9 protein-coding genes are annotated in these 17,180 nt (G+C 38.6%); all 9 read right to left on the bottom strand.

Translation table 11 applies throughout. The features are described from left to right. Positions 1-64: 64 nt before the first annotated feature. On the bottom strand, positions 65-4,390 hold the full coding sequence (locus B2145_RS11570) for a gliding motility-associated C-terminal domain-containing protein (protein WP_291102356.1): 4,326 nt from the start codon (positions 4,388-4,390) through the stop codon (positions 65-67). 131 nt (positions 4,391-4,521) lie between these two features. Further along, complete coding sequence (locus B2145_RS11565; RefSeq protein WP_291102354.1) at positions 4,522-5,730, bottom strand: NAD(P)/FAD-dependent oxidoreductase; 1,209 nt, start codon at positions 5,728-5,730, stop codon at positions 4,522-4,524. Beyond that, positions 5,727-6,443 carry a glycerophosphodiester phosphodiesterase gene (locus B2145_RS11560; protein ID WP_291102352.1) on the bottom strand — a complete coding sequence of 239 codons (717 nt, stop codon included), beginning with the start codon at positions 6,441-6,443 and terminating at the stop codon, positions 5,727-5,729. The genes B2145_RS11565 and B2145_RS11560 overlap by 4 nt, the downstream gene beginning before the upstream one ends. 107 nt (positions 6,444-6,550) lie before the next feature. Then, a complete protein-coding gene (locus tag B2145_RS11555; protein ID WP_291102360.1) occupies positions 6,551-8,197 on the bottom strand; it encodes an alpha-amylase family glycosyl hydrolase in 1,647 nt (548 codons plus the stop codon). 48 nt (positions 8,198-8,245) lie between these two features. After that, the gene (locus tag B2145_RS11550) at positions 8,246-10,609 is read right to left on the bottom strand and encodes a TIM-barrel domain-containing protein (RefSeq protein ID WP_291102351.1); all 2,364 of its coding nucleotides are present in this window, start codon (positions 10,607-10,609) and stop codon (positions 8,246-8,248) included. Positions 10,610-10,673: 64 nt separating this feature from the next. Then, positions 10,674-12,509 carry a glycoside hydrolase family 13 protein gene (locus tag B2145_RS11545; protein ID WP_291102349.1) on the bottom strand — a complete coding sequence of 612 codons (1,836 nt, stop codon included), beginning with the start codon at positions 12,507-12,509 and terminating at the stop codon, positions 10,674-10,676. A 106-nt stretch (positions 12,510-12,615) separates the two neighbouring features. Then, positions 12,616-14,922 (bottom strand): glycoside hydrolase family 65 protein, encoded by a 2,307-nt coding sequence (locus tag B2145_RS11540; RefSeq protein ID WP_291102347.1) that lies wholly within the window; start codon positions 14,920-14,922, stop codon positions 12,616-12,618. A gap of 114 nt (positions 14,923-15,036) precedes the next feature. Beyond that, the gene (pgmB, locus tag B2145_RS11535) at positions 15,037-15,693 is read right to left on the bottom strand and encodes a beta-phosphoglucomutase (protein ID WP_291102345.1); all 657 of its coding nucleotides are present in this window, start codon (positions 15,691-15,693) and stop codon (positions 15,037-15,039) included. 14 nt (positions 15,694-15,707) lie between these two features. Beyond that, complete coding sequence (locus B2145_RS11530; RefSeq protein ID WP_291102343.1) at positions 15,708-17,039, bottom strand: MFS transporter; 1,332 nt, start codon at positions 17,037-17,039, stop codon at positions 15,708-15,710. Positions 17,040-17,180 lie beyond the last annotated feature (141 nt).

Raw genomic sequence — 17,180 nt, 5'->3', positions numbered from 1 at the left:
ACCTAAACGCTTATACCTATAAATTAAAATAAAAAAGCTCCTTTTGGAGCTTTTTTATTTTAATTTATCGGACTATAAATACCCAACCTGATTTTGAAACTCCACCTTTTATTTCGGCTACATAAAAATAAGTACCATCAGGAAGTGCTTCACCTCCGCTGGTTGTTCCATCCCATTGGTCAGTATAATTGTTATAACTATTTACTTTCTTTCCATATCTATTGAATAGTTCGAGTTTAACAATATCACAACCTTTTAAATTAAAGGAGTCGTTATAACTATCACCATTCGGAGATATTGCATTTGGAAACATACAAATAGAGTTTATTGTAGCCACTTTACTAAATTCACAACCATTTGAATCCTTGACAGTAATCGTATAATCACCGGGAAGAAGGTTAGAATAGGTGGTGTTGGTTGTAAACGAGCTATTATTAATGCTGTATTGATATGGACTCAATCCACTTGTTACTCCATTAATTTCAATTATTCCATCGGGACCATCATTCACAACATCAGTTGTAGTGAGTGCGATAGCCGTGGGAGATTGATAAACGGTAATACTTAAAGTGGTTGTTAATGCGCAAAGCCCAACACTTGGATTAAAAGTATACGTTCCAGAAGCCGTATTGCTTACAACGGCTGGACTCCAAGTTCCAGTAACTCCATTAATTGATGTTGTAGGCAAAACAGGTCTTGTCGCACCCGAACATATTGGCGCAATTGCAGTAAAAGTTGGGGGGACATTTGGAACTACAGTCACATCTAAAGTAGTTGTAAATGTACATTGACCTGCATTTGGAGTAAAAGTATAGGTTCCGTTTGCGGTATTGCTCACTGTTGCCGGGTTCCAAGTTCCAGTATATCCATTGTTTGATGTTAGGGGTAAAACAGGACTTGTTGAACCAAAGCAGATCGGTGCAATAGCTGTAAAACTAGCAGCAACAAACGGGTTAACTGTAACCGTTAATGTTGTTGTTGGAGCACATTGGCCTGAATCAGGAGTAAATGTGTACGTTCCAGTTGCTGTATTGTCAATAGTTGCTGGATTCCAAGATCCAGTTATTCCATTGTTAGACGTTGATTGTAAATTTGGCGCTGTTGTGTTTGCGCAAATAGGTGCAATAGGATTGAAACTAGGGGTTATAATGGTTACATTAACGCTTAACGTAGCAGTTGTTGCACAAGAACCGGCATCTGGGGTAAAGGTGTAAATTGCAGAAGCTGTATTGCTAACCGTTGCGGGATTCCAAGTTCCAGTAAATCCATTGATAGAAGTAGTTGGTAAACTTGGCGCAGCAGTACCATAACATACATCAGCAATTGGATCAAATGATGGTATAGTATTAGGAGTAACCGTTACTGTCAATGTGGTTGTTGTGGTGCATTGCCCGGCATCAGGAGTAAAAGCATAGGTTGCCGTAGCGGTATTGCTTACAAGGACAGGACTCCAAGTTCCGGTAAAACTATTGTTTGATGTCAAAGGCAAAACAGGACTTGGCGCACCCGAACATATCGGTGCAACGGCCGTAAAAGTGGGAGTGGTATTTGGATTAACTGTTACCGTCAAAGTGGTTGTTGTGGCACATTGCCCGGCATCGGGGGTAAAAGTGTAGGTTCCCGTTGCGGTATTGCTTACAAGGGCAGGACTCCAGGTTCCGGTAAAACTATTGTTAGATGTCGAAGGCAAAACAGGGCTTGTCGCACCCGAACATATCGGCGCAACGGCCGTAAAAGTGGGAACAATGTTTGGATTGACTGTTATGGTCACAGTTATTGTTGTGGCACATTGCCCGGCATCAGGGGTAAAAGTGTAGGTTCCCGTCGCGGTATTGCTTACAAGGGCGGGACTCCAGTTTCCGGTAAAACTATTGTTAGATGTCGAAGGCAAAACAGGACTTGTCGCACCCGAACATATTGGCGCAATGGCCGTAAAAGTGGGAGTGATATTTGGATTAACCGTTACCGTCAAAGTGGTTGTCGTGGCACATTGCCCGGCATCGGGAGTAAAAGTATAGGTTCCCGTCGCGGTATTGCTTACAAGAGCGGGACTCCAGGTTCCGGTAAAACTATTGTTAGAAGTAGCAGACAAAGCGGGTGCAGTGTCATTAGCACAAATCGGCGCAATAGCACTGAATGTAGGGATAATATTTGGATTAACCGTTACCGTCAAAGTGGTTGTTGTGGCACATTGCCCGGCATCGGGGGTAAAAGTATAGGTTCCCGTTGCGGTATTGCTTACAAGAGCGGGATTCCAGGTTCCGGTAAAACTATTGTTTGATGTCGAAGGCAAAACGGGACTTGGCATACCTGAACATATTGGCGCAATGGCCGTAAAAGTAGGAGTGATATTTGGATTAACCGTTACCGTTAAAGTGGTTGTTGTGGCACATTGCCCGGCATCAGGGGTAAAAGTGTAAGTTCCTGTTGCGGTATTGCTTACAAGGGCAGGACTCCAGGTTCCGGTAAAACTATTGTTTGATGTCGAAGGCAAAACAGGGCTTGTCGTGCCCGAACATATTGGCGCAATGGCCGTAAAAGTGGGAGTGATATTTGGATTAACCGTTACGGTCAAAGTGGTTGTTGTGGCACATTGCCCGGCACTAGGGGTAAAAGTATAGGTTCCCGTCGCGGTATTGCTAACAAGAGCGGGACTCCAAGTTCCGGTAAAACTATTGTTAGATGTCGAAGGCAAAACAGGGCTTGTCGCACCCGAACATATCGGCGCAATGGCCGTAAAAGTGGGAACAATGTTTGGATTGACTGTTACGGTCAAAGTGGTTGTTGTGGCACATTGCCCGGCATCGGGGGTGAAAGTGTAAGTTCCCGTAGCGGTATTGCTTACAAGGGCAGGACTCCAGGTTCCGGTAAAACTATTGTTAGATGTCGAAGGCAAAACAGGACTTGGCGCACCCGAACAAATCGGCGCAATGGCCGTAAAAGTGGGAGTGATATTTGGGTTAACTGTTACCGTCAAAGTGGTTGTTGTGGCACATTGCCCGGCACTAGGGGTAAAAGTATAGGTTCCCGTTGCGGTATTGCTTACAAGAGCGGGACTCCAAGTTCCGGTAAAACTATTGTTAGATGTCGAAGGCAAAACAGGACTTGTCGCACCCGAACATATTGGCGCAATGGCCGCAAAAGTGGGAGTGATATTTGGGTTAACTGTTACCGTCAAAGTGGTTGTTGTGGCACATTGCCCGGCATCGGGAGTAAAAGTATAGGTTGCCGTAGCGGTATTGCTTACAAGGGCGGGACTCCAGGTTCCGGTAAAACTATTGTTAGATGTCGAAGGCAAAACAGGACTTGGCGCACCCGAACAAATCGGCGCAATGGTCGCAAAAGTGGGAGTGATATTTGGGTTAACCGTTACCGTCAAAGTGGTTGTTGTGGCACATTGCCCGGCACTAGGGGTAAAAGTATAGGTTCCGGAAGCCGTATTGCTTACAGCAGGATTCCAAGTTCCGGTAATTCCATTAGTAGAGGTTGTTGGTAATGTTGGTGCCGTTGCATTTTCGCAAATAGGCGAAATTGGTTCAAATGTTGGAGTGACAACAGGATTTACTATTATGTTTATTGTGACAGTTGTTGCACATTGCGCAGCACTTGGCGTAAAAATATAGCTTCCTGAGGAAGTATTGCTCACAGTGGATGGATTCCAAGTTCCAACAATTCCATCATTAGAAGTGTTTGATAAGACTGGAGAAGTTGCGCCTTGACAAATTGATGCTGGCAAAGTAAATGTAGGGGTCACATTCTTTATCACATAAATAGTAAGCGGAACTGAATTTGCACATTGGTTAGCATCAGGAGTAAAAAGATATGTTGCTGTTGCAGTGTTGCTCACAACGGATGGATTCCAAGTTCCAGTTATTCCATTGGACGATAAAGTTGATAAAACCGGGGCACTTCCTCCGCTACAAATGGCAGGCAAAATGGCATCAAATGTTGGGTCGACTTTTACATTTACAACTACAGCAGCTGTACTTTGAGCAATTGAAGTAGCGCCATTGGCATCGGTTACAACTAAAGAGTACGTTCCTGCATTTGATTGGGTAATATTATTTATTACTGGATTTTCTGCCGTTGAAGCGTAGTTGTTCGGTCCAGTCCAACTAAAAGTATATGGAGCAACTCCACCGGCAGGATTTGCAGTCAGTGTTAAACTGCTGCCTTCACAAATAGAGGTTGAAGATGCCGTTGGGCTGGATGTTGGGTTTGCTACAGTAAGGTTTACTTTATAATGTGCCTCTGGATTTGGATTAACCCGATAAGTGGGTATACTTGCTTTTAGATTATATGAGGCATTGTTAATTTCAACACCATTAGCAAATGAATCGAAAGAAAAGATGCTTAAAAATAAAACACCTAGTAAGTAAATTTTTTTCATTGATTTTTGGTTAATGTGTAAACTTCTTAAAGAAATCAGTTAAATATTTATTTTAGATTTGTTTTGTAAAACAATTATCCAAAAGTATGTAAAATTCTTATCAAAAATACAATAAATTTATCAAATAATAGTTATATTGAATCCGCCAAAATATATCCGCTAGTCCAAGCGTTTTGAAAATTAAATCCGCCTGTAATCGCATCAATATTAACGATTTCCCCTGCAAAATATAAGTTTTTGTGTAATTTACTTTCCATGGTTTTAAAGTTGATTTCTTTTAAATCAATACCTCCTGCAGTTACAAATTCTTCCTTAAAAGTACTTTTTCCATTGACTTGAAAACTGGAATTTGTCAATTGATTGGCCAAACTTTGCAATTGAATTTTTGACAAATCTGCCCATTTTGTTTCGGATTCTATTTCGGAAGCGAGAACCAGACTTTCCCATAAACGATTTGGAAAATCAAAAGGGGACTTTTTGGAAACTGCTTTCTTGGCGTGTTCCAGTTTTAAATCTTTAAGGATTTTTTTGGCATCCTCAGTTTCAACATCATTCAACCAATTGACAAAAATGGTAAACTGGTAATTTTTTTCGAATAAAATCCGTGCGCCCCAAGCCGATAATTTCAAAATTGCCGGTCCACTCATTCCCCAATGCGTAATTAACAAAGGGCCAGTTGCGGTAAGTTTGGTGTCTTTCACTTTTACCGAAACGTGCGCTGAAACTCCTGGCAATTCCTTTATTCTGGCGTCTTTGATGTTGAAAGTAAACAAAGAAGGGACCGGATTTACAATGGCGTGGCCAAAAGTTTGCAACATTTCCCAAATTTTAGGGTTGCTTCCCGTAGCCAGAATTAATTTTTCGGCAAGATAATTTTCGTTTTGGATTTCAATTTTCCAAAAATTGTCTTTTTTGAAAATCGATTGCACGCTTTGACCGGTCAAAATTGTAATTCCGAGTCTTTGTGTGGCTTCGAGAAAACAATCGATGATAGTTTGCGATGAATTGGAAACAGGAAATATGCGTCCATCTTCTTCGGCTTTGAGTTCCACGCCGTGATTCCGGAACCATTCAATGGTGTCGCCAGAACAAAACTGGTGAAAAGGACCACGCAATTCTTTCTCGCCACGCGGATAAAATTTGACTAAGTCGTTGGGTTCAAAACAGGCGTGTGCCACGTTGCATCTTCCTCCGCCGGAAATGCGAACTTTAGATAATACTTCTTTCCCGCGTTCGAGAATGGCCACTTTTAGCTTCGGATTTTTTTCTACAATATTGATTGCCGTAAAAAATCCCGCTGCGCCACCACCAACAATTATGATATCGAAATTTTGGTTCATATTTTATCTGGAAAATTCGAAATGATTCCGTTTACGTTGAATGATTTTATTTTTTGAATGGCTTCTTTTGAATTCACGGTCCAAGGGAAAACCTCGAATCCGTTTTCTTGCATCAAAGCTACATTTTCTTTCGATAATAATTGGTAATAGGGATGAATAGAAAATGCTTTTATTTTTTTGGCGAAAGCCATAGCTTGTTCAATGGATTCTTCTATTAAAACGCCAATTCTAATTTTTGGATTTAATCTATGAGCTTCTTCCAACATATTCCAATCGAAACTTGAAACCAGAAAATGGTTGTAATTCCAGTTTTTTTCTATAACATAGTGTTCTATTAATTCAACGACGGGTTTAGTGGTACCAATTCCTTTGAGCTCGACATTGATAAAACAGTTGCGGTTTACCAAATCAAAAACTTCTTTTAATGTGGGAATTTCTTGAGAATTGTTAATTGCTTCGCCTGTTCGAGCAAAGCTCTCGAGTCGGAATGCTTTTAATTCTTGCAAAGACATCTTATTTACAACACCTTTTTCGTTTGCGGTTCGATTAATAGTTTCGTCGTGAATCACGACCAGTTCTCCATCCGAACTCAAATGTACATCGAGTTCAATGCCGTCAGCTTTTAAATCAATTGCTTTTTGAAAAGCAATCAAAGTGTTTTCGGGTTCATAACCCGAAGCGCCACGATGACCAATTTTGAGAATTTTGTTCATTTGCACCAATTTTACCGCAAAGTTAAATAAGAAAAAATCGCAAAGTTCCCAAAGTTAATTAATGCTTTGTGAACTTTGCGAAGAATTTTGCAAACTTTGATATTTGATTATTTTTCCAACAATACGATATCAAATTCGGTGTCAATAAGTACTTTTCCATTCGAAACTACAACATTTTTTTCAGAATAGGAGTCGTGTAATTTTGTTCCGTCCTTGAAAATGCTTCCTACTGATATTTCCTTTTGTCCTTTTGGCAAATCCAAGCCAATAACAACATTGTCCGTATAATTGTCTTTGGTATAAGTTCTGCTGAAAACATAAGGACTTGCCGAAATTTCTTTGTGGATTCCGGCTCCAATGGATGGATGGTTTTTCCTGAAATTGCCTAATTTTTGAAAGTGTGCAAGCACGTTTTTAGTGTTGGGATTTGATGCAATTTCGTCCCAATTCATCATTGAACGCAAGGTTGCATCGCCAATGGTTCCCTCGATTTCTAAAGAACGAGCACTTTCGTCTCCGTAATAAATTTGAGAAATTCCCGGCGATAATAGGAGTTTAGTTCCCACCATAAAAGTTTTCTCCCGTTTCTTGTCATAAGGCGAACCATCGTCGTGGGACGTCACATAATTCATCACGCCCAGGCCTTTTAAGTCGGAATTTAAGATATCGGAATATTTCGAAAAAATTTCCTCATACGGTTTGTTGGCATCACCCTTGAAATCAAAATTGATTAAACTGTTGAATCCGTTTTCGAAATAGTTTACTTTTTTGTCGCCAAAATCATAAAGTTGTTTTTCGCTTATTCCATATCCATAGACTTCGCCAACCAAGAAGAATTTGTTGTTATCCAATACTTTCTTCGGATTGTTTTGTTTGAAATCAGCAAAAGCATTTTTGCAAACTACGGCAAAATCAGCCCAAACATTTTCATACGTATGCTTGGCAGTATCCACGCGATAACCGTCAATCCCGAAATCGGTAATATAATCCGAAAGCCATTTCATAATGTAATATCTTGGCGCTCTTGGATATCTCGTTTTCTTAAAAAACGCATCCAAACTAGCCACTTCTTTTTCGTAACGTCCTTCTTTTTTCCATTTTTCAACCAGCATTGGCGGCAATTCCACATTTTCGTTACTTTCGGTTTTTACGTCCGGAAGATTGTCAACCAAAGTGCAATTGATGTAGGTTTCGTACGATTTATAAGTGCATTTTGGTGAAGTTCGAACCCAATCGTTTGGATACACCGGATCCTTTTCGGTAACCGGTCCGGTATGATTGATAACGGCGTCAAGTACGATACGGATCCCTTTTGCATGTGCTTTTTGAACCAGTTCAGCCAAATCTTCCCGAGTTCCAAAATTGGGATCCAGCGCCGACCAATCTTTTGCCCAATAGCCGTGATAGGCATACGTGTTTCCTGTTCCTTCGTCGACTGAACCGTGGATTTGTTCCACAATTGGCGAAAGCCAAATGGCATTGATACCCAAATCAGTAAAATACCCGTCATCCAATTTTTGAATGACACCGCGAATGTCTCCGCCCTCAAATCCGCGTAGTTTTCCGGTTTCATTGGTTTGGTCAAAGTTAATGTCATTGTTTGGATTTCCATTTTTGAATCGATCCGTTAAAAGAAAATACAAATTGGCATCTTGCCAGACAAAAGGGGTTTTGGTTTTGGTTTTAGCCGTTTTAGTCGAGGAACAACTTGCGAAAAGCAAAGCAATTATAGATAAGAGTACTATTTTTTTCATTGTTTTTTCTTTCATACCTGACAGGTTTTAAAAACCTGTCAGGTATAGTTACATTTGTATTTTTATTTCGACTTCTGTTCCTTTTTTCCAAGAAACAGGAATTTCAATCGAGGTTTTATTTGTCTTGAATTTCACGATTTTTCCGTCAACCGAAATGGTTTTGGCTTTTATATTGTGGATAATCAAATTTACGTTTTTATCCGAAGATTGAAAGTTTTTCCCAATTTCTGAATTCAATTTTATAACCAATAATTTGTTATTGGAATTACTATTGAAATTCAATATTTCAAATTCTCCTTTTTCGAAAGCATTCGCCGTTAAACCATCATCATTGTATATTTTCCCTGAACTTTGTTTAGCTTTCGCATCAAAATAAAAATGCAAATCAAAGTTAGCCAATGAATATTTTGAAGTATTCTGGATGGTTTTTATCATTGGAATAAAAGCGCCGCCACGAACAAAAACGGGAATATGGTCTTCGACAACGGCAATGGTTGAAGTCGTTCCCGCCAACTGTTTTTTGTCGGAATAAAAATCAAACCAATTATTGTTTTTTGGAAAATAAACTGAAGTTGAGGTAATGCCGGGTTTCGTTACTGGTGTGACCAAGAAATCATTTCCCCAAAGGTAGGTTTCGCAAACAGTCAATAATTTTGAATTGTTTGGCTCTTCAAAAAACAACGGACGCATCAAAGGAGTACCTTTTTGATTATTTTCGAAAGCCAATGTGTAATTGTAAGGCAACAATTGGTAACGCAATTCTACTTGTTTTTTGGCTTTTGCTTTGGTGACAATGTCTTTATAAACAGGTTCCGAAGCCACTTCTTCCTGTGCGTGCGGACGGAAAACGGGTTGGAAAACGCCATATTGCAACCAACGAATATACAATTCATTATCAAAATAATCACCTGCAAAACCCCCTAAATCCGAATGCATATAGCCCATTCCCTGCATTCCCATTTGCAAGGCGATTTCGGTTTGTGATTGCAATCCGCCCCAAGAACGGCTCACATCACCCGACCACGGCATCATTCCGAATCGCTGCGAACCGGAATATCCGGCACGCATAAGAATGAATGGACGCACATTTGGAAAATCTTTTTTATAACCGTCGGCAATTAATTTTGCCCAATTGTGTCCATAAATATTATGAACTTCGTCAGCTTTTCCTCTGGCAGTTACTGCTTCAGAAGGAAAAACTTCGGGTTCACCCAAATCGCCCCAAAGTCCGCCAACGCCTTGATTAATCAAGTTTTTGTAAATATTCCAAAACCAATCCTTTCCTTCGGGTTTGAAAATATCTATAATTCCGGTGTTTCCAAAAAAGAAATCATATTTAAATGGATTTCCTGCATTGTCTGTTGCCAGTACTTTTTTGTCAACGGCTTCCTGCCATTTGCTTGAAGTAGTAAGAACAAATGGCTCGGTAATCAAAATGGTTCGTACTCCTTTTTCACTCAAATCGGTCATCATTTTGGAGGGAGCAGGGAACTTGTCCTTGTCCCAATCCAAATTTCCCATTGTTCCTTTTACCTCTTTTCCAAACCAATATAGATCCAGAATAATCGCATCAACCGGAATTTTATCATCTTCAAATTTTTTGATTGTTTTCTCCACTTCTTCTTGCGAGTGATACCCAAAACGGCTGGAGAAATTCCCCAAAGTCCATCGAGCCGGCAAAGGTTGTTTCCCTGTTAAATCGGTATAATTTGAAATTAAATCTGTCCAGGAATCCCCTACAATTACTTGGTAGGTTTTTCTGCCGGAAATGGGTTCATACGCCAAAGTGTTGTTTTTTTTGCTGTCTAAATCTAAATATCCAATGGCAGAATTGTCAAAATGAACGGCATACATTTTTGACGATAAAACCATTGGAATACAAAAATTCATCAAGTCTGCGTGAGTTTCGTAGCCATAACTGGCACGATTGTATAATTGCAAACGGTTACCGCGGCGGTTCATTCCCAATGCGCGTTCGCCACCACCATAAAGCACTTCATCGGATGAAATATTGAAATCCAAGATTTTGGAGTTGTCTTTTTTGGTATAACCGTTTTTTTCTGAAATCAAAAGTTTATTTTTATAAAAATAGCTGATTTGAAACGGCGATTTTTGGATAGAAACCACGATTCCAGAAGTTGAAAACGTTATTGCATTTGGGGTTTCAGAAACCTTTGAAATTCCTGTTTTTGGAATCAGAACAACGGCGTGGGAAATTGGATTGAAAGTTTCTCCATTTGGAATAAAAGAAGTTTCTACAATTTTTTCCGAGTAAGGTTTTATCAAATACAAACCATCGGAAGTTTTGATTTCTAAAGTGCCGTCAATTTCTTTGAAGTTTAGGAATTTTCTATCTGTGTTTTGTGCAAAGGAAATAGAAGTTAGAAATAGTAATAAAAAGATTTTCCTCATAGTTTGTGTTATTAAACCTCAAAGGTTTTTAAAACCTTTGAGGTTTTGATTTCTCTAATAGCCGTTAATTCAATTCTAAAATCAAAACCGATTTTGGTTCCAAAGTAATTTCGTTTGTAATATCTATTGTTTGTTCTGTTATAACGTCTTTCGCCGTTTTATAATTCCCTATGTTTTCTTGAAAACGATGCGTGTTTATGGTTCTGGTTTCGTTGCTGTTGTTGATTAAAACCATAACACTTTCGGAAGCATCGTATCGAAAATAAACGTACACATTGTTTTCCGGAATGTAATGAGTCATTTTTCCGAAATGAACCGCCGATTTTGTTTTTCTCCAATTGAATAATTTGGAAGTGAAGTCGAAATAGTCATTTTGCATTTCGGTTCTTCCTTCTTTGGTGAAAGCATTATTTGCATCGCCTTTCCATCCGCCAGGAAAATCTTGTCGAATATCGGCATCGCCATTGTCTTTGTTTCCCGCCATTCCTATCTCGGAACCATAATACAATTGTGGGATTCCTCGAACGGTGGCCAACAATGCCATCGCCATTTTGTATTTTCGGATGTCGTTGTTATAAACGTGATTTACACGTTGTGTGTCGTGGTTTTCGGCAAAAATCAGTAAATTATTTATGTTTGGATACAGAAAATCATTCGAGAAATTGTCATAGATTTTAATCATTCCTTTGTCCCAACTGCTGTCATCTTCGTTGAAAACACTGCCCAAAGCACCAAGTAAAGTAAAATCCATTACGCTTGGCAAATTGGAATTATAATTCTGAATAGCTGCAATTTTACTGTCTTTTTGCCAATAGGCCATTTGGGCTTGATTTTGCATCCAAACTTCGCCAACGATGTTAAAATTGGGATATTCGTCGGTTATGGCTTTAGTCCATTTCGCAATTGCAATTGGATCAGAATAGTTGAAAGTATCTACTCTAAAACCATCCAAATTGGCATATTCAATCCACCAAATAGCATTCTGGGTAAGATAGTTCAGTACTAAAGGGTTTCTTTGATTCAAATCAGGCATCGAAGGGACAAACCATCCATCCAAACAGATTTTGGTATCGATTTTTGATGCGTGAATATCGTGAACAACTGTTCTTTTGTGATTGGTTTGGGTGTAATTTTCGAATTGGTTAATCCAATCGTGGGTTGGCAAATCTTTCATCATCCAATGTTCCGAACCCCAATGGTTAGTGACATAATCCATAACCAATTTCATTTTTATTTTGTGCATTTCCGAGGCCAATCGCACATAATCTTCATTGGTTCCATAACGAGGATCGATTTTATAAACGTCCGATTGTCCATACGTATGATACGAATGATTGGCGTCATTGTCTTCGCAAAGCGGCGTGCTCCAAATGGTTGTTGCTCCCAATTCTTGAATATAATCTAAATGATTGATAATGCCTTCAATATCGCCGCCGTGTCTTCCTCCAGGCAATTCCCGATTGTATTTTTCGGTTGTTGAAAGGTTAGTGTCATTATTTGCAATGCCGTTTGAGAAGCGATCCGGCATCAGCAAATATATCATATCCGAGGCATTGTAACTTTGGCGTTGTGCCGAATTTTCTCTTCGTTTTTTTAAGGAATAGTTTTGTGTAAATGCTACTTTGTTGTTGTTTTTGAAAGTGAAGACACAATCCGTTGGCGGAACATTTTTGGTATCGATGGTAACGAAAATATAGTTGGAATTTTCAGTTCTTTTTACGTTTGTAATTTTAATCGAATTGGAGACAGATACTTGATATTGCGCTATGTTTTTGCCATAAAACATAATTTGCAATTCAGGATGGTACATTCCGGCGTACCAAAATGGGGGTTCTATTTTATCGATTTGTGCAAACATAGTAGAGGTTGTAAAAACAAGTAGTAAAATTATCTTTTTCATTTGATAAATAATTAAATTTTCAACATTTTCGTTTAATCTCATAAGGAAAATAAGTTCACTCAAGAATAACTTGAATGAACTTAAATGCCTTATGAGATTTGATTTATTAAACTGTTACCAAACTATTTGGTTCAACCAAAACAGCACTTCCATTTACAAAAACAGTCAGGTTTTTTGTGCCTTCTAGTGTGAATTGCGTTTTGTCGTGATTTATGGCAACTTTTAAAATCTGGTTTCTGAAATTTATTTTAAACGAATAACCTGTCCATTCTTTTGGAATTTTTGGTAAAAAATGTAGTGTGTCGTTTTTCACACGCATTCCGCCAAAACCTTCCACAATACTCATCCACGTTCCCGCCATACTGGTAATATGACAACCTTCTTCGACTTCCTTGTTATAATCATCTAAATCTAAACGAGAAGTTCTTAAATAGAAATTGTAAGCCATATCCATTTTGTCCAACTTGGCGGCCTGAATGGCATGCACACAAGGAGAAAGTGAACTTTCGTGAACCGTAAGGGCTTCGTAAAATTCGAAATTTCGTTTCAATTCTTCTTCAGTAAAATGGTCTTCAAAGAAATAAAAACATTGCAATACGTCGGCCTGTTTGATATAAGGGGAACGCAACACTCTGTCCCAAGACCATTTTTGGTTAATTGGTCGTTGCGAAGGATCTAAATCTTTCACGGGAACCAAATCCTTGTCTAAAAAGCCGTCTTGTTGCAAATAAATCCCCAGTTCTTCAGAAACAGGAAAATACATGGCATCTGCCACTTTTTTCCAATCTTGTAGTTCAGAATCTGACAGTTTTACTTTTTCGATGATTCGTTTATGGTCTGACGGGTATTCCAGTGACACTTTTTGAATTTGTTCATAGGCATAATCAATGCACCATTTTGCAATATAATTGGTATAGAAATTATTGTTTACGTTGTTTTCATACTCATTTGGTCCGGTAACGCCCAAAATCATATATTGATTTTTGCTTTTGGAAAATGAAGCTCTTTGGTGCCAAAAACGAGCAATTGCAATTAAAACCTCCAATCCTTTTTCTGGGATATAAGAATAATCACCTGTATAACGGTAATAATTAAAAATAGCAAAAGCTATCGCGCCGTTTCTATGGATTTCTTCGTGTGTGATTTCCCATTCGTTATGGCATTCTTCGCCATTCATCGTTACCATTGGATACAAAGCCGCACCATTGGTAAAACCCAAATTTTTCTCGGCATTTTCAATTGCTTTGTCTAATTGATTATAGCGATACGTCAATAAATTTCTGGCCACTTGTTGGTCTTTGGTCGCCATATAAAACGGAATGCAATACGCTTCAGTGTCCCAATACGTGGAACCGCCGTATTTTTCGCCCGTGAAACCTTTTGGACCAATGTTCAATCGACTGTCTTTTCCTGAATAGGTTTGATTTAGCTGAAAAATATTGAAACGAATGCCTTGTTGCGCTTTCACGTCACCGTCAATTGTGATGTCCGACATTTCCCAAATTTTTTCCCAAGCTTCGATTTGTTCGGCTAATAATTGGTCATATCCTTTTGCCAAAGCCTCTTTAATTACTTTTTCTGCAGCAGCAAGCGTGTCTTCATGATTCAATGAAACGGTATAACCTCCTATTTTTTGAATGGATGATTTTGTGCCTTGAGCAACGGAAACGGAATAACTAAATTGAATTTTCTCTTTGGTTGCCAAAACAATGTCAGGAGAAAGACTCAGGTTTTTGACATTTTCCAAAACGCTGTTTTGCATAAAAGTCGTTACCTTGAAATGCGTTTTGAAGGTTTGAGCCGTCACAAAAGCTTCGTTTTCGTGATCTTTTGTTTCTAATGGTTCCCAGAATTTTTCTTCCCAGTTGGCATCTTCATTGGTTACACCAGCATCGATATAAGGTTTGTAAACTATTCTTGCTTCCTTGTTTAAAGGAATGATTTCGTAATTAATAATGCCCACTTCATCTAAGTCCAAAGAAATAAAACGTCGAACATTCACGGCAATTTCGGTTCCGTTTTGCAAAGTCGCTTCGAAAGAACGATGGTACCAGCCTTCCTTCATATTCAATTCGCGACGGAATTTTTTTACCGCCGTACAGGAATTCAAATCGAAATTCTCACCGTTTATTTCGATATCAATTCCTATCCAGTTTGGAGCGTTCAAGACTTTGGCAAAATATTTTGGATAACCGTTTTTCCACCAGCCTACTTTAGTTTTATCAGGATAATAAATACCCGCGATATAGCTTCCTTGGAAAGTTTCTCCCGTGTAATTTTCTTCAAAATTAGCGCGTTGTCCCATTGCACCGTTGCCAATGCTGAAAAGACTTTCAGATGATTTCACTCTTTCTGCATCGAATCCTTCTTCAATGATGGACCAATTGTCTGGTTTTATATAATCCTGATTCATTTTTTTTAAATTTAAAGATTCGAAGATTAAAAAATTTAAAGATTATTGAAATGTATCTAATCCTAAATGTTTTTTTGATTCTTGATTCTTGTTTTTTTTCAATCTTTTAATTTTTCAATTTTTTAATAAATTCTCGATAAAACGTTTATCAATATGCGTAAAATCTTTAAATATATATTTTGCTTCGTGCAATGTTGATGCTTCACCAATTCCCACACTGGTCATCCCTCCGATATTTGCCGCCTGAATTCCGGCTACCGAATCTTCAAAGACTATTGAGTCTTCTGGTTTCTTGCCCAATAATTTGGCGGCAATCAGGAAAACTTCGGGATCAGGCTTGGCGTTCGAAACATCATTGCCGTCAACAATGGCATCAAAATAATTTAGAGTCCCTGTTTTTTCGAGAATGGGCCTAGCGTTTTTACTTGCCGAACCCAATGCTATTAGTTGATTTTGTTCTTTCAAATATTTTAAAATGGGCATAACACCCGGCAAAATTTCACTTTCGTCCATATCGACTAAATAGGACAAGTAATTCTCGTTTTTCTCAAAAAGCCATTTGTTTTTATCTTCTTGCGAAGCTTCGATGTTGCCCAATTCCAAAATGATGTCCAATGAGCGAACACGGCTGACTCCTTTTAATCCTTCGTTATGTTCGTGTGTGAATTCAATTCCCAATTGATTGGCAATTTTTTGCCAAGCCAAATAATGGTATTTCGCCGTGTCAACAATTACGCCGTCAAGGTCGAATATAAATGCTTTTGTATTCATTAATTTGTTTTAATTTATTTATCTGTTGATAATTTTTCCCTAACAAAAAATACTGCCAGGCCAGCTATCAACATTGAAACTCCTGCTATTACAATAATTGCCATTGGAAAACCTCCAAACAAAGCAATTATTGTGCTGCCCAAAACACCTGCCGCTATTTGGGGAATGGTAATGGTTGCGTTGAACAATCCCATATAAACACCCATTTTGTCTGCAGGCAACGAACCAGATAACATGGCATAAGGCATCGCTAAAATAGCTGCCCACGCCAAGCCTACTCCGGAAATGGATAGTAACAAGATAGTTTTGTCGTGAACAAAATACATTGAAGCCAATCCAATTCCTCCCATTATAAGAGAAAAACTATAGGTTTTTTTTCGGCCAATTGATTTCGCAATTGTCGGGATAAGCAACGAGAATAAAGCTGCAACTCCACTGTAAAAAGCAAACATTACGCCTGTCCAATCTCCAGCTTCGTTGAAGCCAATTGATTTTGGATCCAAAGCTTCTGCTCCCCATACCTGATTAGCAATGGCTCTTGTGGTGTAAACCCACATTAAAAATAAGGCAAACCAAGAAAAGAATTGTACGATTCCCAATTGCCAAAAGATTTTGGGTGCATTGACAATCAGTTTCAAGATGCTTGTTTTTTCTGTTTTATCGGCAGCATCTAAATCGATGTCATTATATTGAGCATGTTCTTTTGGAGCATATTCTCTTGTTTTAAAAACTGTCCAAAGTACGCTAACCAATAAAATAGCTCCTCCAATATAGAAAGACCATATTACGGAGGCTGCTACCTTTTCGCCAACTGCAGGTACATTTGCCACTCCTGCTTTTGCCAAAATCCAAGGTAATAAAGAACCAAAAACGGCTCCAAAATTGATCAAGGCACTTTGTAAAGAATAGCCAAGATTACGTTGCTCATCATTTACCATATCACCAACAAGGGCTCTAAAAGGTTGCATTGTAACGTTAAAGGAAGTGTCCATTAATAAAAGCATTACGGCCCCAAAAAGTAATGGTGGTAACAAATAAGCAAAGTATTCCGCATTTGGCATAAAAAACATCGCCATCGCCGAAATAATTGCTCCAAAAAATATAAATGGGATTCTTCGTCCAAGACGCGTCCAAGTTTTATCGCTTGAAAGACCAATGATGGGTTGAACAATTAAACCTGCCAGCGGAGCTGCCAGCCAAAAATACCCTATGCTGTGAACATCGGCGCCAAGGGCTTCCAATATTCTACTGGTATTACCATTTTGTAGCGAATAGCCAATCTGTACACCTAGGAATCCAAAGCTTAGATTCCAGATTTGCCAAAAACTTAATTTGGGTTTTTTCATTATCGTATATTGTATTAAATGTACGATAAGCTTCATGCTTATCAAAACTTAACTTATTTTCGAAGTAAAAGTAAAGTTCCGATTTGAGCGTAAATATATAAAAGAATTAAAAATTAAAAATTAAAAATTAGAAATTAATTG

The sequence above is a fragment of the Flavobacterium sp. UBA5153 genome (genome assembly GCA_002413745.1).
Taxonomy (GTDB): Bacteria; Bacteroidota; Bacteroidia; order Flavobacteriales; family Flavobacteriaceae; genus Flavobacterium.
Note: the sequence above shows the minus strand (reverse complement) of the source record. Positions and strands in the feature narration are given on the sequence as shown.

Bases quoted from the DNA above. Each gene is read 5' to 3' on its own strand.
- B2145_RS11570 (WP_291102356.1), bottom strand. From the start codon at position 4,390: ATGAAAAAAATTTACTTACTAGGTGTTTTATTTTTAAGCATCTTTTCT.
- B2145_RS11565 (WP_291102354.1), bottom strand. From the start codon at position 5,730: ATGAACCAAAATTTCGATATCATAATTGTTGGTGGTGGCGCAGCGGGA.
- B2145_RS11560 (WP_291102352.1), bottom strand. From the start codon at position 6,443: ATGAACAAAATTCTCAAAATTGGTCATCGTGGCGCTTCGGGTTATGAA.
- B2145_RS11555 (WP_291102360.1), bottom strand. From the start codon at position 8,197: ATGAAAAAAATAGTACTCTTATCTATAATTGCTTTGCTTTTCGCAAGT.
- B2145_RS11550 (WP_291102351.1), bottom strand. From the start codon at position 10,609: ATGAGGAAAATCTTTTTATTACTATTTCTAACTTCTATTTCCTTTGCA.
- B2145_RS11545 (WP_291102349.1), bottom strand. From the start codon at position 12,509: ATGAAAAAGATAATTTTACTACTTGTTTTTACAACCTCTACTATGTTT.
- B2145_RS11540 (WP_291102347.1), bottom strand. From the start codon at position 14,922: ATGAATCAGGATTATATAAAACCAGACAATTGGTCCATCATTGAAGAA.
- pgmB (WP_291102345.1), bottom strand. From the start codon at position 15,693: ATGAATACAAAAGCATTTATATTCGACCTTGACGGCGTAATTGTTGAC.
- B2145_RS11530 (WP_291102343.1), bottom strand. From the start codon at position 17,039: ATGAAAAAACCCAAATTAAGTTTTTGGCAAATCTGGAATCTAAGCTTT.